Origin of the sequence: Virgibacillus proomii (assembly GCF_900162615.1) — a bacterium.
Classification (GTDB): Bacteria; Bacillota; Bacilli; order Bacillales; family Amphibacillaceae; genus Virgibacillus; species Virgibacillus proomii.
Map to the genome: position 1 here is coordinate 663,238 of NZ_FUFN01000010.1, position 20,404 is coordinate 683,641.

Genomic DNA, 20,404 nt, shown 5'->3' on the forward strand with positions numbered 1-20,404 from the left:
TTGTTAATATTATTTGTGAAATTAATCACTTTTAATCGTAATTTATCGAATTTAATTTTTTGTCATAAATATCGTTAAAAACTCCTTATATTGTCATGTGTATTTTCTAAAAGAACACAGATAATAAAGCTGAACAGTTTATTGCTGTTCTACTACTTTCCCATTAGGAGTGTTTTTCAAATGGCCAAAAATAATCGGAATCAATTAGAAGTGCCAGGTGCAAGAAACGCTGTCGACTCTTTAAAGTATGAGATCGCGAACGAATTTAATGTAGATCTCGGAGCTGACACAACTGCACGGGAGAATGGATCCGTGGGAGGCGAGATGGTAAAGCGAATGATTAAAATTGCAGAACAAGATCTCGCAAATCGAACAAAGTAGTACTAATGGGCGTGCTAATAGTGCGCCCATTAAATTAATCTTTCTAAACCAGAGGCTTTACCTCTGTGTAAACGAATCTTGTAGAGTTGTAACAGAAAAAATTTCAAACGTTATATAAGGTGGCCGTCAAACCAACCTTCAAATAACGTAAGGAATCTTTCCATGTCAAAGGACAATAGTATTACGAACAAGGTGGATGTAAGTATCGTATTGTATTCATTCCGAAATATAAAAGGAAAAATTGGAAACGGAAAATGAAACGAGATATTGGATCGATCATCAACACGTTTTCCTTCCAGATCTTCAATCGTTTTAATGTCGGTTCCTATATTACAATCTGTACAACATTTTGATACATACCTGCCATTGCTTGAATTTCTTCTGGATTCCCTTCAAATTGACCAATTTCTTTTAGCGCATTATACCCTTCATATTAAGAAGAAGGCTATGTGAAATGAAAGATATGGAAAACGTTGAAGCCCATGCAATGCCAGATCACATTCATATGCTGTTAAAATTCCCCCAACATGTCTGTATCCTTACTTTATGGAAAAAGTTCTTAATAATATACGATAGACATGTCAATATGACCATGAGAATCATATATTTTGTGCAAAAGGCTATGATGTAAGTGCAATAGGATTGAACGAAAAGACAATAGCCAATACATTCAAGAATAAGAAGCAGAAGATCGTTTACGGGACAATATGAGCAAGCATGGATATAACCCGTTTAAAAATAGAAAGGAGATAAACGGTTGACGGTTTAGCTAATATGTTTTCGGCAGTTTGCTTTCGTTTAGTTACTATGTCTGCGTATCTAAAGCTTTCTTATCATTTTATTGTATTATCTATTCTTGTGTTGGGCAGGAAGAACGATAGCATGAAATTTTCGCTGACGTGGTCCATCAAACTCACAAAAGTAAACGCCTTGCCATGTCCCAAGAACAAGTTTGCCAGCCTGAATAATCAATGTTTGAGCATGGCCAACGGTACTTGTCTTTAAGTGGGCTGCTGTATTTCCTTCAACGTGTCTGTCTTCCTTATGGTTCCATGGATAAACTTCATCTAATCGCATCAACATATCGCTTTTTACATCAGGATCAGCATTCTCATTCACCGTAATTCCGGCAGTAGTATGTAACGATGAAACAACGATGATGCCTTCTTTTATATTTTCTTCACGAATCCACTGCTCAAGCTGTACGGTAATATTAATCATATCGGAATGGTTGTCTGTTTTTAATGTAAACGTCTTTTGCATGGCTATCATCCTTTCTTTTACTTGTTAATAGGATTGTTGTTCAAAAGATGCATTTTCAACGTTCGAATAAAATAGAAAGGTTTTCTTGGAGAAGCGGGCGTGATACGCTCGTTCCCGAATTTAAGGTGCTGAGTTATAGAGAATACTAAAAGTCTAAGTGAAGATAACAGATCACTAAATGAAGTTTTATTTTCTTCCGGATGAACTGGCAGTAAGACCTACCCTTCCATGCTATGAGAGTTCTAGGAGTATAAGTGGAATACTACAAGTCAAATGCCGATTCTGTTCAATCTTATAAACCTGATTTGGCTAATGCTCGACGTAATTTCATTGTCTTCTATTCTGGATCTTTTGAACAAGCACGTTACATAAATTATATCAGAGGATTTAAGCGGAAGGAAATCATTATGAAAGATGACTGTAAAGGTTTGGTTAACTTTTTTATTAATATGGTTGCTTTTCGCGTAGTTACAGTGGTTCCCGAATAGTGACTGTTGTTTCAGAGAAAAATATTAAACATAATTTGTGGGATTTTTCGTAACGTGTGCTAAAATTATAGATGTTATTGTAGTTAATCCTACCTATATGGAGTTGTCTTCATCCATATTTTACAACAAAAAAGGCTAGGAAGGTTTGCATAAATTTAGATACCACTCTTGTATCTTTGTTTTAATTTCTAAAGAATAAAGAAGGAGAGGCTATCTGCTTTTTAATACCCCTATATGTATTTTTGAGTTGGACTAAAAATTGTTGCGAGTCTAGAGTCAAGAAAGGGATCGATAGCAACATGGAACGAAGGAAAGTGCTCTTCTTTTTCAATGATAAGGAAACTTCCAAAGCTGCACACCGTATGAAAAAAATTTTTCCTTTTTCAAGGATGCTGCGATTCTTATCAGAAGGGAGATGAAGGAATAATCCCATGGAGTGAAGTTTTCTTATCTTTATTATCATATTATCTCAAGTTCAGAAAGAGAGATGGTCGTTATTTCTTTAATATACTTTTTAATTGGTTTACTTGCTTGTACAGTTGGAGCAATGGCAGGATTGGGTGGTGGCATCATTATCAAACCACTGTTAGATGCGCTTGGTCATTATGACTTATCGACAATTGGTGTATTATCGGCTGCCACTGTTTTTTCTATGGCAACTGTTTCATTAATTAAACTAAGAAATTCCGATTTAAATGTAGATCGGTTAAATAGCTTTTTAATTGCGATTGGTTCCATTCTAGGCGGTTTTATTGGAAAGGGCCTATTTAATTATTTTGTGATCAATATGGGGTCTTCAAAAATTGTCGGAATCGTCCAGTCCAGTTTACTCTCGATTTTGCTTATTATCATATTTATTTTTATGAAACATAACAACCATATTAAAACATATCATATTAAAAATCGTCTGGTTATATTAAGTGTAGGCCTTGTACTCGGTTTGTTATCTGCTTTTTTAGGGATTGGCGGAGGCCCGCTGAATGTAGCTGCTTTAGTATTTATCTTTTCCATGAATACAAAAGATGCGAGTGTTAATTCGATCTTTATTATCTTTTTTTCCCAGCTGTCTTCTTTGCTTTTAGTTGCAGGTTCAACAGGGTTTGACGACTATAATTTATCCATGCTGTGGGTGATGGTAGCTGGCGGCATAATCGGCGGTATCGTTGGAAGCAATTTTGTCAGCAAACTCTCCAATCGAATAATAGAACGTACATTTAACGTGACATTATTAAACATTATTTTGCTCAATTTTTATAATATCATCATGCAAATAGGATGAGAGCACAACATGATCAGATGTTGAGAAATGAACATCGTATCGAATGATGGAATACAAAAATCTTTCAAGGGCTGTGAGCATGATTTTAGAAGTAAAAAATTTCGAAGGCATCATTACTTTTAATACTAAAAAAACTTAGGCAAACTTTACAACATTCATTGAAAGAGCTCCGCAAAGACGAGAGAGCACATTGCAAAGTTGAGAGAGAGTCCCAAAGACGAGAGAGCACGTAAAGTAGGAGCAGCCCGAAGAGAACGCGTAAAGTTAAACTGTCTATGCCAATCAGAATATTCGAAACGGGTTTCACCTATCAAAAAACAGCCTCTGTTGATAGAGACTGTTACAATTTTTTTATACATATAACCAAATTTTATCCTGCATGTAAGATACCGTAAGACTTCCACTTTAAGACCTGAGTTGATACAAAAAGGGTCTAAGTGGGAGAAAACGGCACCTAAATTCTCGTTCAAGGGCCTTTAGGCTATACCCTTGCGGTACTAACATTCAGTAGGAGATTGGAAGAAAATCCTACTGAATGAAGTTTTGCTTTATAAAGCCATCCGGATAAGTACATGATCCCTAATTACTTTACTATTGGCTTTTTCTCTATACTTAAGAGTCTGCCTTTCTCTTATTCTTTCTACATATCATACGTTTTTTAATAGAATCGCTTAAAGCTATCAAAATGACTTTTCCAATAAGAGTTACTTAGATTGCTAATTTCTACGCCGTTTGAGCCAGCGTGAATGAAGTTACCATTTCCTAGATAAACACCTAAATGAGAAATTCCTGGGCGATAAGTCCCTGAGAAGAAGACAAGGTCACCTACTTTTGGATTATTAATATGATAGGAGCGGTTATAATAACCAGTGCTTGAAGTACGGCTCATACTCTTACCGCCTTTATTGTAGACGTAATGAATAAAACCACTACAGTCAAATCCTGAAGGTGTTGATCCACCCCAAACATATGGTACACCTTGAAAACTCTTTGCGGTCTGCACAACGGTGTTTACGTTGTAACCAGCGTTCGTATTTCCTGATGAACCATTACCAGAACTTCCACTTGCCCCACCATTTGAGCCGGAGCTAGCTTTTTTGCCAATGCTGAGTTTCTGACCAACTAGGATTACGTCTGAGCGCAAGTTGTTCCAGCTTTTCAAGTTAGCGACGCTGACATTATATTTTGCAGCAATGCCAGAAAGAGTATCTCCTGATTTGACAACATATGTCGAATTTCCACTTGATCCGGTGCTTGAACTCCCACTTGAGCCGGAGCTAGCTTTTTTGCCAACGTTAAGCTTTTGACCGACTAAAATTAAGTCTGAGCGCAAATTGTTCCAGCTTTTCAAGTTAGCAACGCTGACATTATATTTTGCAGCAATGCCAGAAAGAGTATCCCCTGATTTAACAATGTAGCTCTGCGAACTATTCGAACTCCCTGAATTTCCAGAGTTGCTTGATCCACTGTTGTTGGAGCCATTCTTACTAACAACAAGGACATTTCCTGGATAGATTAAAGTGGAGTTAAGGTTGTTCCATTTCATTAGGTTGCTTAAAGAGACATTATGTTTTATAGCAATGCCACTTAACGTATCACCAAGTTTTACGGTGTATGTAGTTGCACCACTGTTTGATCTGTTGTTCGATTTAGAATTAGAAGTTTTATTAGAACTACTTCCATGATTAGGAGTTTTAATAATTTGATTCGGAAAGATTACATTACTAGTTAGATTATTAATTGATTTAAGCTGCGATACCGTAGTATTGTACTTTTGAGCGATTGTCCATAATGAATCTCCACTTTTTACTTTATAAGATGCTGCTTCTGCTTCTTCGGTAACAAAGAAAGCGGATGCTATTGCTGCCGATGCAGTAACGGACATCATTAACTTTTTGTTACTCACGTTAACAATCCTCCTCTATTTATTGGTGAAATGGAACTAGTTTAAAAGTACTGCTATTATATAGTATCGGATGGTTTTACCTATTTATAAAGATGGTTATATAAAAAAATAGTAAAAAAATATCAGGATATAAGTTTTGTTGTTAGGTATAAAAATCATTTAATACCATTTATTCAAAAAAAAGGTATTAAAATAGATGAGAAATGGTATATTTACCCATTTAATAAGATCCTTAGTCATAGAAAAATATAGTTGGAAATTTGTATTTTTTAAATAAATACTGCTTAAACTAGTGGAATGAAAACTGTGATTGGGAGTATAAATACTTCAATAATGCGGGAACTTAGTTATAGTTAAAAGTCAAACCAATACTTGCATCATGGTTTAGAGTTTTTGACTTTAAAAGATCACTGCGAAGTTAGTAGAATGAAAACTAGAAAAGAAGTATAATTCCTTTCAACGATGAGAGAAGTTAGTCAAGTATCAATGACAGGTTATTCGTTGCATGTTTAAGATTAAATATTGCTGCTAAAGTTAGTAGAATAGTTAAATAATTAGAAGTGAATTTTGTAGTGCTTAGTTATGGTATAAAGGCAATGCTATCATCAATTGCTACTGTTAGAATCAATAGTAATGCTAACAAGTTAATAAATATAAAACTAAGGTATAGGGCAAATGTTTTAATCTAACTTAGATGGTATTTAAGATGCAACTAATAGTATCTATTCGTAGATATTAATGTATTTTGATCTTTAAATATATTTACCAAATATCTCCTCATTTCTAAATTTTTGTTTTTATTTGTTAATTATTAACATTATAGCCTTTTTGACAAAATATTGAAAGATTTTGAAGGGATTTGTAATTGAATTTTAATACAAACGAGAACTTTCTGTAAGATTTGTTTCTCGTCCATATAATTTGATTAATTTCTAAATATTACATAGAAACTTGTTTTTTTATGTTATAATTCAATACTAGATTGCCGATAAGAATGAAAGATAAAGAAAAATTGGAGGTAACCTGATGGAAGAAACTATTTCCTTAAAGGAGATATTTGCTGTCTTAAAAAAACGTTTCTTGCTCATTATGGCTTGTATAATTGGTGCAGGAGTAATTGCTGCCATTGTCAGCTATTTTATTTTAACACCAGCATATGAAGCAAATTCTTCTTTTATCGTAAATCAAAGTCAACAAGACGCAGATAAACAGTATAATATTAGTGATATACAAACGAATGTGGAGCTGATCAATACATATAATGTAATTATAAAAAGCCCGCGAATTCTTGATGCAGTTATTGAAAAGCTAAACCTAGATATGACTAACGATCATTTAGCAGAAAAAATCCAAGTTTCTAGTGAGGAGCAATCTCAAGTTGTAACCGTAACCGCAACCGATGAGAGTCCAGAACAAGCTGTAGAAATGGCAAATACAACAGTTACAACATTTCAAGATGAAATTCCCGATTTAATGAATGTGGATAATGTCAAAATTTTATCAGAAGCTTATTTAGGAGCAAATCCAACACCTGTATCACCGAAACCAATGTTAAATCTTGCCATTGCAATTGTGCTTGGTGCAATGATCGGTGTCGGGATTGCGTTCTTATTAGAGTATCTGGATAACACCATTACAACAGAAGAAGATGTAGAAAAACATCTACATACGCCAGTAATAGGAACGATATCTACCGTTCAAGATTCCGATATTAATAATTTTATGAACGCACAATCTAAACGGGAAAGGGGGAGCTACCATGCTACACAAAAAAAATCAGTCTAGATCTGGAACGAAGATGCGGCATTTAATTACAAAACTAAATCCAAAATCCCCCATTTCCGAGCAGTATCGGACAATTCGTACCAATATTGATTTTGCATCTGTCGATCAAAAAATTCATTCTTTGCTAGTGACATCTTCTGGACCCGGGGAAGGGAAGTCAATGACAGCTGCTAATTTAGCTGTTGTTTATGCGCAACAAGGAAAAAAAGTGCTGTTGATCGATGCAGATCTTCGCAAGCCAACCGTACATTATACGTTTCGGTTAGATAATTTACGAGGGCTAAGCAATATTCTCGTTGGAGAAAATACCTTTAATGATGTTATTCATAACAGTGATGTCGATCATTTAGATATTATGTCATGTGGACCGATTCCACCAAACCCATCTGAATTATTAGCATCCAAAAAGATGGTAAAATTGCTGGAAGAGTTAAAAGCAAGCTATGATTTAATTATTTTTGATACGCCTCCTGTGTTAGCTGTTACGGATGCGCAAGTTCTAGCAAATATTGTTGATGGTACCTTGCTTGTCGTTAGAAGCAAACATACGGAAATAGAGGGAGCGCAAAAAGCAGTAGAGTCGCTGAGACCTGCAAAGGCAAAACTACTGGGCACAGTTTTAAATGATCGTATAAAAAAGCAATCCAATTATTATTACTATTATGGAAAATAAGTTTCGAAACCCTTATCCTCTTGGATGGGGGATTTTTTCGTAACAATCATCATCTCCATTATCAAATACTGAATTATACCCACAAAATAAAACTTTAGCTATTATGATGACTAACGTGTTCCATTAGTAAATAAGTACCGTCAATTCTTTAAAAAACGTAAAATATCATTTTGAAAGTGTGCAGGAGATAAATTATTTGTTATAATCTATCTAATTAAGAAACTAATTTATAATACATAGGATGTGGGTACGTTGATTGATATTCATAGTCATATATTACCCGGTGTTGATGATGGTGCAAAAAACGAACAAGAAAGCTTAAATATGGCTAGAGCAGCAATTGAACAAGGAATTCAAACGATTGTAGCAACACCGCATCATCAAAATGGTGCGTTTAATAATTTTCGCTTGGAAATTAAAAGTAGTGTAGAAATTTTAAATGAATTCTTCAAACGAGAAGGTGTGCCGCTTACTGTTTTACCTGGACAGGAAACACGCATTTACGGGGAAATGGTAGAAGGGCTTCGTCAGCAAGAATTACTCCCTATAAACCATAGCAAATACCTACTTGTTGAATTCCCTGCTAGTGAAGTTCCTCGTTACACGACACAATTACTGTTTGATATCCAATTGGAAGGATACACCCCAGTCATCGTACATCCTGAGCGCAATCGTCAGCTCTTGGAGCATCCAAATTTGTTATATGAATTTGTCTCCAAAGGTGCGTTAACACAGGTAACAGCTGGTAGTGTTATCGGTAAATTTGGTAAGGATATTCAAAAGTTTACCAACCAAATTATTGAAGCCAATTTGACACATTTTATCGCTTCCGATGCACATAATACAACATCGAGAAAATTTTGGCTCCAAGAAGCTTATGAAGAAGTGAAGAAGAATTATGGAAGTGACTATTTCTATATGTTTCTGGAAAATAGTAATCTATTGATAGATAATGATAATGTGAACCAATTAGAACCAATGCGGGTCAAAAAGAAGAAAAAATTTCTTGGACTATTTTAATGGAGCATGAAAGGGGCGTACATAATATCATTCTTCGCCCCTTTTTTTTCAAAAAATGGGGAAACGTTTGCGCGACAAACAAATAAGACCATGTTGTACTCTATCATAATTGACGCACGAAAAAAGTAGCATTTTCTTCATAAACGATTCATTGGTTACTTTCAACGTCACCGTTTATGGAGAAAAATAACTTTGTGCTAATAAATATTCAAACACTACATGCAGTGTTACTTCTTAAATTGGCATAAGCTACCAACTTGTTATGAGGTGTTAAATAACAGTGACTTATGTGGCGTGGTAGTTTTTTAAAGGAGTGGTGGGAGAATGACACGAATTATGCTGATAGATGACCAACAATTATTTATAGACGGTATGAAAGCGTTGTTGTTGAAAGAAAAGGATATGGAGGTAATTGCCAAAGCAACAACTGGAAGAACCGGACTGCAGCAATTTATGGAACATCTTCCAGAACTTGTGCTAATCGATATTCATATGCCACATACGGATGCAATTAAGCTGATTTTACATATGAAAGAAGTTAAGCCTAATGTTAAGGTTCTTGTACTGACATCTTTTACGGATGAAGATTTAATCATTTCCGCCATTTATGCTGGTGCCGATGGTTTTCTACTGAAAAACTTAAATGGTGACCGCTTAAAAGACAGTATCCGAAAAGTGATGAATGATGAGGTTATTTTCTCTGGAGAGGTTGCGCAAATCCTGGCCAAGCGAGTTTTAGAAAGGCGGCTGGATAAACGTGAGTTGCTTGATGAAGCGTTTCAGCAAAAAGGGATTCACTTATCTAATCGCGAGCTGGACGTCGCCTATTTAATGGCAAAAGGGATTTCCAATAAGCATATCGCTGAACGATTGTTTCTTAGTGAAGGAACAGTAAAAAATTATATCAGCAACATTTATCAAACCTTTCAAATAAATAATCGAAAAGAGTTAATTGCATATTTCCGACAATTACTGGATAAAAAAGTACTAACTTAAATAGCAAGATTCTCGTTTTTTTAAAAGACATTTCGACAAAATCTGTTAAAATCATACAAAAACTTATGACTTTTTTCTACAAAAGTCACTAAAAATATGACTAGGTATTTAGTAATATATCTATACGAGTGGTAAATTTTGTGATTTCATCTAATTCATTTTAAGTGAAAAGTTATAGCTTTTAAGCTTATTTACTAAGAAATTCATCATTGTGGAGTAACTGATTGAGTCTGGAAAGCAATCATATGCATTGTTACCTTTTTATGCATATTTACTGGTAAATTTTTCCGTTAAATTTTATCAGGTCATTCTCCCGAAGACATTGGTATTTATCATCTCAAAAAAATTGCTAGCTTGCTATCACTAAAACGACATAAATTTTTACTAATTATATTAATTTTTAGTAACAATCATAAAAGTTTGGAAGCAACTACTGGAAAACAATGCTAATATAATAGCAGGAAAGCTTTCCTATATAGCAGCAAATGCACCTAGGAGGGGAGACATAGATGGGGTACAAAGTAAGGCTGGGTCTATTAATCTTGTTAGACTCGCTCATTGTCGCGACAGCAATATTTGCTGCTTCGTGGATCGTATACCCTTATACAGAAGTTGTCAGTATGGACGCTATTGTTATAAGTGCTATTGCCTTAGTACTATTTCATCATATTTTTGCGTCGATTTTTAAGCTGTACAATAAAGTATGGGCTTATGCCAGTATTGGAGAATTAAAAGCAATTGTTTTGGCTATCACATTATCGATTATTGGAACGGCCATTGTGCAATTTATTGTAAATGATTTTTCGATTTATAAACGAGCACTTATTGTCACATGGATGATTCATATTATTTTAATTGGTGGATCACGTTTTATTTGGCGAATGTTACGTGATAGATACATAAATAATGGAAAAGAACTTAAGCGAACGTTAATTGTTGGAGCAGGATCAGCTGGAGCGATGATTGCCCGACAATTACGTGATCAAAGTCATGAGGCAGAACTACAACCAGTTGCCTTTGTCGATGATGATATGACAAAGCAACGGATGCAACTATATAGCTTGCCTGTTGTTGGTAAAGTGAGAGATATTCCGCGGGTTGTCGAGGAAATGGAGATCGAACATATTGTGATCGCTATTCCTTCGCTTCGTAATGGACAATTGAAGAAAATTGTCGACTTTTGTAATCAAACAAATGCAAAAGTGCAAATGATCCCGAAAATTGAAGATTTAATGACAGGGAAAGTATCTGTCAGCCATTTAAAAAACGTCGAGGTGGAAGATTTACTAGGAAGAGTACCTGTACAGCTCGATATTCGTTCGATTTCCAAATATGTCACAAAAAATACAGTAATGGTCACTGGCGCAGGAGGCTCCATTGGTTCTGAGATTTGTCGGCAAATCATGAAATTTTCACCAAGCAAAATTGTCTTATTTGGTCATGGTGAATTCAGCATTTATACGATTGATATGGAATTAGGTGAAAAATATCGTGATGTCGGCATTGAAATCATTCCGGTCATTGGAGATGTGCAGGATCGCAACCGTATTTTTGAAGTGATAGGGACATATAAGCCGCAAATTATCTATCATGCAGCTGCCCATAAGCATGTACCATTAATGGAGAAAAATCCACATGAAGCGGTAAAAAATAACATAATTGGTACAAAGAACGTCGCAGAAGCTGCAGATACATTTGGTGTCGATACATTCGTTTTAGTATCTACCGACAAGGCAGTGAATCCGACGAATGTGATGGGAGCAACGAAACGGATTGCAGAGATGATTATTCAGGATTTAGCTATTCGCAGCAAAACCAAGTTTACAGCAGTACGGTTTGGAAATGTGCTTGGTAGCAGGGGAAGCGTAATTCCGTTATTTAAAAAGCAGATTGAAAGAGGCGGCCCCGTCACCGTAACGGATCCAGAAATGACGCGTTACTTTATGACGATCCCAGAAGCATCTCGCCTCGTTATTCAAGCAGGAACCTTGGCTAAAGGCGGGGAAATTTTTGTGCTTGATATGGGTGAACCGGTAAAAATTGTTGATTTAGCGAAAAACTTGATAAAACTATCCGGCTATACGGAAGAAGAAGTTCCAATTACTTATACAGGTATTCGACCTGGTGAAAAAATGTATGAAGAATTACTTAGTAAAGATGAAATTCACTCTAATGCTGTCTATGAGAAAATTTATGTCGGAAAAACTTCCGAAGTGGATCGTCAAATTGTTCGTAGACTTATTGAGAACTTCGAAGATTATACAAGAAAAGATTTAAAGGATACACTGATGAAAATTGTTTATATGGAGCATGCGTATGTAAATGTAAAGGGATCATAATGAGGGGGATCATCCATGAAAACTATTAAAAAAGCAATTATTCCAGCAGCTGGATTAGGGACAAGATTCCTACCGGCAACCAAAGCGATGCCGAAAGAAATGTTGCCAATTGTAGATAAACCGACGATTCAGTATATCATTGAAGAAGCAGTACAATCGGGCATTGAAGATATCATTATTGTTACGGGGAAAACGAAACGAGCGATCGAAGACCATTTTGATAACAACTATGAATTAGAAGACAATCTGATGAAAAAGGAAAAATTTGACCTACTGGAAAAAGTAAAGCAACCGTCAAAGGTGGATATTCATTATATTCGTCAAAAAGAACCTAAAGGCTTAGGCCACGCGGTTTGGTGTGCACGTAAATTTATTGGTAATGAACCATTTGCTGTTTTACTTGGTGATGATATTGTCCAAGCCGAAACACCTGGATTACGCCAACTGATCGATCAATTTGAAGAAACCCAATGCTCTGTAGTAGGTGTACAGCAAGTTCCAATGGAGGAAACACACCGCTATGGAATTGTTGATCCAAACACGATTGAAGGTAGACGCTATCAAGTTAATCATTTTGTAGAAAAGCCTAAGCAAGGTACAGCACCGTCTAATTTAGCGATTATGGGTCGTTATGTGCTAACACCAGAAATCTTCACATTTCTTGATAGACAGGAAATTGGTGCCGGTGGAGAAATTCAATTAACAGACGCCATTCAAAAATTAAATGAAGTGCAGACTGTTTATGCGTATGATTTCGAAGGTAAACGCTATGATGTTGGTGAAAAGCTTGGCTTTGTAAAAACGACCATTGATTTGGCGCTGAAGAATGAAGAAATTCGTAAAGAACTGTTGAAGTATTTAGTGGAGAAGGTGAAAGCTACCTCGATCCATTAAAATACTAGCTAATATTATGTAGCACGGAAAGGGTAATTTAAAATGACAATGAATAAAATGCATATACCATTTTCACCTCCTGATATTACTAATAAGGAAATAGAAAAAGTGGTAAATACATTACAATCAGGGTGGTTAACAACAGGGCCTAGAACAAAAGAATTAGAACATAAAATATCTGAATATATCGGTGTAGAACGGGCAGTTTGTTTGAATTCAGCTACAGCTGCAATGGAATTAACATTGCAGCTTCTAGGTGTTGGACCGGGTGATGAAGTTGTAACAACAGCTTATACATATACTGCAACAGCCTCTGTTATTCATCATGTTGGGGCTAAAATAGTTTTAGTAGATACCACCCCTGGCTCTTATGAAATGGATTATTCTAAATTAGCAGAAGCTATTACAGAAAAAACTAAAGTAGTGATCCCGGTTGATATTGCTGGTAAAATGTGTGATTATGAAAAGATTTTTAACGTAGTTGAAAGCAGAAAAGATTTGTTTAAACCCAAGAACGATATTCAGGCTGCATATAATAGAGTCATTGTAATGGCAGATGCAGCTCATTCCTTTGGAGCTATGCAAAACGGAAATATTTCTGGCCAAATTGCTGACTTTACATGTTTCTCATTCCATGCTGTTAAGAATTTGACAACTGGTGAAGGTGGAGCAGTTGTATGGCATAACAATAATGAGCTTGACAATGAATGGATCTATAAGCAATACATGCTATTAAGCCTTCACGGACAATCCAAAGACGCTCTTGCTAAAACTAAAAAAGGCGCATGGGAATACGATATAATTTATCCTGCTTACAAATGTAATATGACAGATATCATGGCAAGTATCGGTTTGGTTCAAATAGAGAGATACAAAGACCTTTTAAAGCGCCGTAGAGAGATCATAGAAATGTATGATAATGAATTTAAACCTTTAGGCCTTCAGTCTATTGAACATTATGGTGATACATTCGCTTCTTCTGGACACCTTTATTTACTTAGGTTACCAGAACTTGATGAAAAACAACGTAATGACATTATTGTAAAAATGGCTGATAAAGGTATAGTTTGTAATGTACATTATAAACCTTTACCTATGTTAACTGCATACAAAAATTTAGGTTTTAATATAAGTGATTATCCGAATGCATTTAGACAATATGCTAATGAAATAACACTTCCTTTACATACTTTAATTAATGATAAAGAGGTTGAATATATTTCTTATAATTTAAAAAAGTATTATAAAGTTGTTCAGAAGGGGTAGTTTAGAATGAAGAAAAAAATATTAATTCTAGGTGTAGCCTCGGTTCAAATGGATGCGATAAATGAGTTGAAAGAATTGGGGTATGAGACTCATGCTATTGCTATGGCAAAAGATGGCCCGGGTGCTGATTTGGCCGATTATTTTGAAGAGATAAACATATTGGATGAAAATTCTATAATAAATTATATTAAAGAGAATAAAATTTCTGCGGTGTATTCTATCGGATCTGATTTAGCTATACCTGTAGCAAGTAGTATAAGTGAAAAATTAGATTTGCCACTTTTTGTTACTGAAGATACAGCTAGATTTTGTAATAATAAGAATCTTATGAGGGGAAAATTAGGAAATGATTTCTTTGGAAATGTAAAATTTCAAATAGTTGAGAACATAGAAGATGATATTAAAATAAATTACCCTTTTATTTTAAAACCAACTGATTCCCAAGGTCAACGCGGGGTATTTTTAATTAATTCTTTTGAAGACTACGTAAATAATTATAATAAAGCTAAAGAATATTCGCGATCTGGATTAGTTATTTTAGAACAATATATTTCAGGTCCTGAGTTGTCCGTGAATGGGTATATTGTAAATGGCGAATTGGTCTTTCTAATTCCTTCCGATAGACAAACTTGGCCGGAGTATACTGGTTTAATTCATAAACATATTGTTCCTTCGGTAAACCTAGCTGGTGATATAAGTGACAAGATGAAACTAATTATCGAGAAAGCGTGCAGTAAACTAGGAATTAACAATGGACCAGTGTATACACAAATGAAATTAGAACAAGGGATACCATATATAATTGAAATAACACCACGTTTAGATGGTTGCCATATGTGGAAAATTTTAACTTATTATACGGGTGTAAATTTGATTAAACTAACCTTTCAACACTTACTTGAAAATGATGTGTCAGAGTTAAATAAACAATACGATAATTATAGAGATAGTTATGTGTTAGAGTTTATTTGTCAAAAACCTAAAACAGCTGCTAGCTATACCGACTTTGAGAATGAAATCAGAAATGCACTATATAGTTTTAATTACTATAATCCTGGTGATATTATTAGACCAGTAAATGGTAGATTTGAAAAAATTGGATACTTTATTAATAAAGTTTAAAGTAATTACAAAAGTGCGATAGAAATGGGAGCGATAATATGAAAGTAGCTGTTACTGGCGGAATGGGATTTTTGGGTCAATATGTAGTAGAAAGTATAAAAAAACAAAATTATATTCCACTAATATTATCTAGAAAACCAGACTCTAGTTCAAACGTTGAATTACGTCCAACAGATTATTCTAAAGACGATTTAGTAAAGAATTTATTTGATGTAGATGCAATAGTACATTTAGCTGCTAAAAGAGGCAGTCAGGGAAAAATATCGGAATTTCATGATAATGAGATTTTAACGCAAAATTTATATGAGGCATGTTTTGAACTGGGCATACACAATATTGTCTATGCTTCAACTATTTCCGTGTATTCAAATGATAATAAAATCCCTTGGACTGAAGAAAATATTCCATCACCAACACTAATGTATGGAATAAGTAAGTTAACCAATGAATACATAGGAAATATTTATTCAAATAAAAAAGGGTTGCGGGTTAAGAATTTAAGATTAGCTCACTTATATGGCTTTAATGAAAAAAATAATTATATGATTAATAGATTTTTTAGACAGGCGTTTCACCAAGAAAAGCTAACATTACACGCTAAAAGTGTTGCAAAAAGAGAGTTTCTTTATGCAAAAGATGCAGCTAAAGCAATTATTTGTGCGTTAAACAGGAGTAATACTTTTGGAACCTTTAATATTGGTAGCGGTGAAGCATTGACGAATTATGAAGTAGCAGTAGAAATTAATAAAGCATTTAAAAATGTAAATAACTTAGTAGTTAAAGATTCTAATGCTGACGAAGGAATATATTCATCATTAATGGATAGTAGTTTAGCAAGAGAAGTTTTTAGTTTTTCTCCTGATTACACTTTTTCTAAAGCTGTTTCTGAAATTTATACATTTATGCGGGGGTTGGATGATGTACCGTTATGGTATTAAAAGATTACTTGATATAGTAGTAGCTTTGTTAGCACTACCGATTTTATTTCTTATAACACCTGTAGTGGCTGTGTTAATTAAGTTAGAAGATAGAGGACCAGTGTTTTATAATGCACCTAGATTAGGCAGGAATATGGTTGAGTTTAAAATGTACAAGTTCCGTTCTATGAAAGTAAATGCTCCTGACATACGTAATAAAGATGGAAGTACTTTTAATTGTGAAGATGATACAAGAGTAACAAAAACAGGAAAAATTTTAAGAAAAACAAGTATAGATGAACTTCCACAATTGATTAATGTAATAAAAGGGGATATGAGTTTTGTAGGACCTAGACCAAGCCCCTTGGGAAATAAAGAACTTTATCCTAAAGATTATTTTAAAAAATTTGATATTAGACCAGGTATTACGGGCTATAATCAGGCAGTGCTAAGGAATAAATCAACAATGGATCAACGTATTAAAAATGATTTATTTTATGTAGAGAATGAGTCACTACTTTTAGATATTAAGATTCTTTTATTAACATTTAAGTCTATTATGAAATTTGAAAATATAAATCGTAATGATAAGAAAGAAAAGGTGGACCTGTAGTGGAAAAATGCTTAATCCTTTTAACAAACTATTATCCGTTCCACAAAGGTGAAGAATACCTGGAATCTGAGATAAATTATTTATCGAAAAAATTTTATAAAATACTTATCATATCTACAATGGTGAATAAGAATATGAGTCAGACTAGAAATGTGCCAGAAAATGTAGATGTACTTCCTATTGGGGTTGATCACTCCGTGTTTGGTAAGGTAAACATGGTTCGAAGTCAATATAAAAAAATATATCGCAATAAAGAAAAAATGAAAATGATAAAACAAGATACAAATGGTAATATATTGCATAAATTATATTGTTATTACTTCGAATGTCGTGCAATGTACATTTATAGTGAGTTGAAAGATAAGTTAAGAAAATATAATTTTAATAACTATGATTCAATTATTATCTACAGTTATTGGTTATATATAACCGCAAGAGTAGCCTTAGAATTAAAAGATGACTATTTTAGAGAGAGAAGTGTACATACTATATCTAGAGCACACAGATATGATTTATATGAAGATGTTGCACCTTTAAATTATTTGCCTGAAAGAGAATTTTTATTAAATGGACTTGATGCTATTTATCCATGTTCAAATGATGGAGTATACGAAATAAATAAAAAATATCCAAATTTTAAAGGTAAGATAAAAGTAGGAAGACTAGGTACGGTGTCTCCAGGTGTAATGAGCCGTACTAAAGATGATAAATTGTATATTGTAAGTTGTTCTGTAGTGCGTAAAGTGAAAAGATTAGATTTATTAATAGAATCTTTAACAAAATTAGAAAGTAAAAATATTCCTTACTTATGGACGCACATTGGGGGAGGACCGGAATTTAAAAAGATTAAAAAGTTAGCTCAAAAAAAACTTAGTAGAAAAAATGTTGATTTTAAAGGGTTCTTAAAGAATCAAGACGTATTAAATTGGTATAAAAATAATTATGCCACTGTATTTGTAAATATTTCTTCTTCTGAAGGAGTTCCAGTAGCTATAATGGAAGCAATTTCGATGGGGCTTCCTGTAATTGCAACTGATGTTGGAGGAACTAGAGAAATAGTAGAAAATACAAAAAACGGGTATTTACTAAGTAAGAATTGTAATGCAGATGATATCGCTAATTGTTTATTAACGTTTCATAGTATTGATAAAGGAAGTTATATCCAGATGTGTGAAGACGCTATTAATATTTGGCGTGAAAGGTGTGACGCTGATTATCTATACGATAAATTTTCCTCTTTTTTAATTACAAAGTAATGAAAAAAACTGAATGTTTGGTTGTACGAAAAGTTCTATGAAAACTAACCTGAAACAAAACACCTTCTATCTTTTATATTGAAGAGCTCGCTCGAGACAAAGTGACAATAATTTCTACGTAATATCTTTTAAGAGTAGAGGGAACAAAAGAAGGTGAAAATAGGCCTTTTATTTTTCCTATTTTAAACTAATAATTTGTTTTGTGGCCTATGCTTCTTCTAAAACAGGATCATCACTAGTTAAGCCAATCACTTTGTAGGGTACCATGCTGTGTAAAATAACGCTTAACTATATGTATATGGGTTGCCAGCTACAACAAAAATTAAGTTCTCTGGGAATGTCTATAACCTTTTGAAGTATTCACCAAATCCCTTTAGCTCATAGTGTATCTCGGTTCGGTGAAACAGGCAAGATAGAATAATTTTCTTAGCCGTATTAAAGAAGAAAAATAGATAATGTCAACCCCCTTTTACTCGAATGTAGATTTCATCCTCACAAAAGCTATTTGATAGACTATAAGAGTAATAATAAACATATAGTTTTGTAATAAAGCTATACTATTTTAGGACGTTTAGTGAAAATTTTTTTAAATTGTAAACATTGTACATCAAAGTTGCTGTTTTGCGAGATGAAAACATGATAGATCGATATTAGTCCTATGTATGCGACGAACTCATTTTAGGGTTTATAGGATACTTTCTTGATAAAGGCTTTGAAATCAAAAGTGAACTTCCTAAAGATATATCAATCCTAAAACGCTTGCGAATCATTTTTAAACCGTTGTTTTTCATCGGTAAACATTTTGTTTAGTTTTTTGTAGCAGGTATAATTTTTACACTTATAAACGTAAAAAAAGTTCCTTTATTCTTATTAATGTCTTCAAAAAATAAGGGGCATTTCATCTACTTGGTACTTGCGATAAGGCTTATTTACAGGTTTTTCATAGAATGCTTTATCAACTGATTTAACGATATTAAAGTAACAACAAATATTTTTAATGTTTTATAAAAGTTAATAAATAGGTTATTATTTGAGGAGGAAAACTTGTCATCTCCATTTTAGGATGTTGTCTGGCTGTGGTAATCTTGAGTATCCATAGAATTTAGAGAGGGTGGCAAGTTATTTGCTAAAAACTGGATGAAATCAGTAAAAACGTTATTTTTTATTGAGGATTTTTTTGACATTATGTGGATGATTTAAGAGGGAGAAAAATGTTAATATCTATAATTGTACCGATTTATAATGCAGAGGATTTTTTACCTAAATGTTTAGAAAGTGTTAAAAATCAGACTTATAAAGATTTAGAAATAATTCTCGTAAATGATGGATCAACTGACCAAAGCAGATTAATATGTGATGAGTATTCAATAACAGATGATAGATTTATGATACTTCATAAAGAAAACGGAGGTGTGTCCTCGGCAAGGAATGCAGGACTAAGGGTTGCAAAAGGGAAATATGTTATCTTTTTGGATGCAGATGATTGGATCGAACCTATAATGATTGAAAATCTGTTTAAACAAATAACAACTTTTAAAGCAGATACTTCAATATGTGGTTATTTTAAAGAGGAAGCTGATGGTACAATTTTAAATAAAACCATAGATTCTCGTATAATTAGTTATAATCAACTGCAAGTACTTCATTCATTACTAGACTCGGAGGGGTTTAAAGGGTACTTGTGGAATAAACTTTTATCTATGGATATAATTAAAAATAACAAGATCTTTTTCGATGAAGACATCTACTTTTGTGAGGATTTATTATTTATCACTAAGTATATGTTACATTCAGAAAAAATTATATATGATACTACACCATATTATCACTATGTAATTCATGAAAATAATGCATCTCAATCACAGTTTGGTAGAAAAAAGCTAACTTCTTTAGATGCATTAGATAATACAATAAAAACTCTAAAGAGTGTTGAAGGTTTAGAACTAGGAAAGTATAAGAATTTTTATATTCACATGAATATAAGTTTATTAATGAATGGGATTAAAGAAAAAAAAATAAATAGAGAAATAAAAATGCAATTAAAAAGGAACTTATTTAGATATAAATTGAGTTCACTACCGAATAGATTCGTCAAATTATCCTGTATGATTGGGAGAATTAATGTATGTTTACTATATTTTATTTGGAAAAATATAAAAATCAAATCTTCTTAAAAAATATAAAAGATTAATTTTAAATAGAAGTT

Annotated in this window: 18 protein-coding genes; 16 read left to right on the forward strand and 2 right to left on the reverse strand. The window is 33.6% G+C overall.

Annotation, left to right across the window (positions count from 1 at the left end; translation table 11 throughout):
• The first annotated feature begins 180 nt into the window (after window positions 1-180).
• Complete coding sequence (locus BN1066_RS11015; protein ID WP_077319485.1) at window positions 181-381, forward strand: alpha/beta-type small acid-soluble spore protein; 201 nt, start codon at window positions 181-183, stop codon at window positions 379-381.
• A 430-nt stretch (window positions 382-811) separates the two neighbouring features.
• The gene (locus BN1066_RS21255; RefSeq protein WP_425445292.1) at window positions 812-1,012 is read left to right on the forward strand and encodes a transposase; all 201 of its coding nucleotides are present in this window, start codon (window positions 812-814) and stop codon (window positions 1,010-1,012) included.
• Window positions 1,013-1,227: 215 nt separating this feature from the next.
• Here the strand turns inward: BN1066_RS21255 and BN1066_RS11025 are convergent, their stop codons facing one another.
• The gene (locus BN1066_RS11025) at window positions 1,228-1,644 is read right to left on the reverse strand and encodes a secondary thiamine-phosphate synthase enzyme YjbQ (protein ID WP_077319487.1); all 417 of its coding nucleotides are present in this window, start codon (window positions 1,642-1,644) and stop codon (window positions 1,228-1,230) included.
• 254 nt (window positions 1,645-1,898) lie between these two features.
• Between BN1066_RS11025 and BN1066_RS11030 the strand changes: the two genes are divergently transcribed.
• Window positions 1,899-2,132 (forward strand): hypothetical protein, encoded by a 234-nt coding sequence (locus BN1066_RS11030; RefSeq protein ID WP_077319488.1) that lies wholly within the window; start codon window positions 1,899-1,901, stop codon window positions 2,130-2,132.
• A 436-nt stretch (window positions 2,133-2,568) separates the two neighbouring features.
• Complete coding sequence (locus BN1066_RS11035; RefSeq protein WP_245799770.1) at window positions 2,569-3,411, forward strand: sulfite exporter TauE/SafE family protein; 843 nt, start codon at window positions 2,569-2,571, stop codon at window positions 3,409-3,411.
• A gap of 658 nt (window positions 3,412-4,069) precedes the next feature.
• On the opposite strand, the gene BN1066_RS11040 is transcribed toward BN1066_RS11035, so the two are convergent.
• Window positions 4,070-5,317 carry a C40 family peptidase gene (locus tag BN1066_RS11040; protein ID WP_245799771.1) on the reverse strand — a complete coding sequence of 416 codons (1,248 nt, stop codon included), beginning with the start codon at window positions 5,315-5,317 and terminating at the stop codon, window positions 4,070-4,072.
• A gap of 1,026 nt (window positions 5,318-6,343) precedes the next feature.
• Between BN1066_RS11040 and BN1066_RS11045 the strand changes: the two genes are divergently transcribed.
• From BN1066_RS11045 to BN1066_RS11100, 12 genes are all read left to right on the forward strand, one after another.
• The gene (locus BN1066_RS11045) at window positions 6,344-7,102 is read left to right on the forward strand and encodes a YveK family protein (protein WP_077319489.1); all 759 of its coding nucleotides are present in this window, start codon (window positions 6,344-6,346) and stop codon (window positions 7,100-7,102) included.
• The gene (locus BN1066_RS11050; RefSeq protein ID WP_077319490.1) at window positions 7,077-7,775 is read left to right on the forward strand and encodes a CpsD/CapB family tyrosine-protein kinase; all 699 of its coding nucleotides are present in this window, start codon (window positions 7,077-7,079) and stop codon (window positions 7,773-7,775) included. Before BN1066_RS11045 ends, BN1066_RS11050 begins: the two co-directional genes overlap by 26 nt.
• Window positions 7,776-8,027: 252 nt before the next feature.
• On the forward strand, window positions 8,028-8,795 hold the full coding sequence (locus BN1066_RS11055; protein WP_077319491.1) for a tyrosine-protein phosphatase: 768 nt from the start codon (window positions 8,028-8,030) through the stop codon (window positions 8,793-8,795).
• 324 nt (window positions 8,796-9,119) lie between these two features.
• Window positions 9,120-9,791 carry a response regulator transcription factor gene (locus tag BN1066_RS11060; protein ID WP_077319492.1) on the forward strand — a complete coding sequence of 224 codons (672 nt, stop codon included), beginning with the start codon at window positions 9,120-9,122 and terminating at the stop codon, window positions 9,789-9,791.
• A gap of 509 nt (window positions 9,792-10,300) precedes the next feature.
• Window positions 10,301-12,130, forward strand: a complete 1,830-nt coding sequence (locus BN1066_RS11065) for a polysaccharide biosynthesis protein (protein WP_077319493.1) — start codon at window positions 10,301-10,303, stop codon at window positions 12,128-12,130.
• A 15-nt stretch (window positions 12,131-12,145) separates the two neighbouring features.
• On the forward strand, window positions 12,146-13,024 hold the full coding sequence (gene galU, locus BN1066_RS11070) for a UTP--glucose-1-phosphate uridylyltransferase GalU (protein WP_077319494.1): 879 nt from the start codon (window positions 12,146-12,148) through the stop codon (window positions 13,022-13,024).
• Between the two features lie 42 nt (window positions 13,025-13,066).
• The gene (locus BN1066_RS11075; protein ID WP_077319495.1) at window positions 13,067-14,290 is read left to right on the forward strand and encodes a DegT/DnrJ/EryC1/StrS family aminotransferase; all 1,224 of its coding nucleotides are present in this window, start codon (window positions 13,067-13,069) and stop codon (window positions 14,288-14,290) included.
• Between the two features lie 6 nt (window positions 14,291-14,296).
• Complete coding sequence (locus BN1066_RS11080) at window positions 14,297-15,412, forward strand: ATP-grasp domain-containing protein (protein ID WP_077319496.1); 1,116 nt, start codon at window positions 14,297-14,299, stop codon at window positions 15,410-15,412.
• Window positions 15,413-15,450: 38 nt separating this feature from the next.
• Window positions 15,451-16,350: an NAD-dependent epimerase/dehydratase family protein gene (locus BN1066_RS11085; RefSeq protein WP_077319497.1), complete on the forward strand. Its 900-nt coding sequence runs from the start codon at window positions 15,451-15,453 to the stop codon at window positions 16,348-16,350.
• A complete protein-coding gene (locus BN1066_RS11090; protein WP_077319498.1) occupies window positions 16,331-16,942 on the forward strand; it encodes a sugar transferase in 612 nt (203 codons plus the stop codon). Before BN1066_RS11085 ends, BN1066_RS11090 begins: the two co-directional genes overlap by 20 nt.
• Window positions 16,942-18,198, forward strand: coding sequence for a glycosyltransferase (locus BN1066_RS11095; protein WP_077319499.1), 1,257 nt, complete (start codon window positions 16,942-16,944; stop codon window positions 18,196-18,198). Before BN1066_RS11090 ends, BN1066_RS11095 begins: the two co-directional genes overlap by 1 nt.
• Before the next feature lie 1,211 nt (window positions 18,199-19,409).
• Window positions 19,410-20,372, forward strand: a complete 963-nt coding sequence (locus BN1066_RS11100) for a glycosyltransferase (protein WP_077319500.1) — start codon at window positions 19,410-19,412, stop codon at window positions 20,370-20,372.
• Window positions 20,373-20,404: the final 32 nt, after the last annotated feature.

Bases quoted from the DNA above. Each gene is read 5' to 3' on its own strand.
- BN1066_RS11025 (WP_077319487.1), bottom strand. From the start codon at position 1,644: ATGCAAAAGACGTTTACATTAAAAACAGACAACCATTCCGATATGATT.
- BN1066_RS11015 (WP_077319485.1), top strand. From the start codon at position 181: ATGGCCAAAAATAATCGGAATCAATTAGAAGTGCCAGGTGCAAGAAAC.
- BN1066_RS11075 (WP_077319495.1), top strand. From the start codon at position 13,067: ATGACAATGAATAAAATGCATATACCATTTTCACCTCCTGATATTACT.
- BN1066_RS11080 (WP_077319496.1), top strand. From the start codon at position 14,297: ATGAAGAAAAAAATATTAATTCTAGGTGTAGCCTCGGTTCAAATGGAT.
- BN1066_RS11065 (WP_077319493.1), top strand. From the start codon at position 10,301: ATGGGGTACAAAGTAAGGCTGGGTCTATTAATCTTGTTAGACTCGCTC.
- galU (WP_077319494.1), top strand. From the start codon at position 12,146: ATGAAAACTATTAAAAAAGCAATTATTCCAGCAGCTGGATTAGGGACA.
- BN1066_RS11050 (WP_077319490.1), top strand. From the start codon at position 7,077: ATGCTACACAAAAAAAATCAGTCTAGATCTGGAACGAAGATGCGGCAT.
- BN1066_RS11085 (WP_077319497.1), top strand. From the start codon at position 15,451: ATGAAAGTAGCTGTTACTGGCGGAATGGGATTTTTGGGTCAATATGTA.
- BN1066_RS11090 (WP_077319498.1), top strand. From the start codon at position 16,331: ATGTACCGTTATGGTATTAAAAGATTACTTGATATAGTAGTAGCTTTG.
- BN1066_RS11045 (WP_077319489.1), top strand. From the start codon at position 6,344: ATGGAAGAAACTATTTCCTTAAAGGAGATATTTGCTGTCTTAAAAAAA.
- BN1066_RS11060 (WP_077319492.1), top strand. From the start codon at position 9,120: ATGACACGAATTATGCTGATAGATGACCAACAATTATTTATAGACGGT.
- BN1066_RS11100 (WP_077319500.1), top strand. From the start codon at position 19,410: ATGTTAATATCTATAATTGTACCGATTTATAATGCAGAGGATTTTTTA.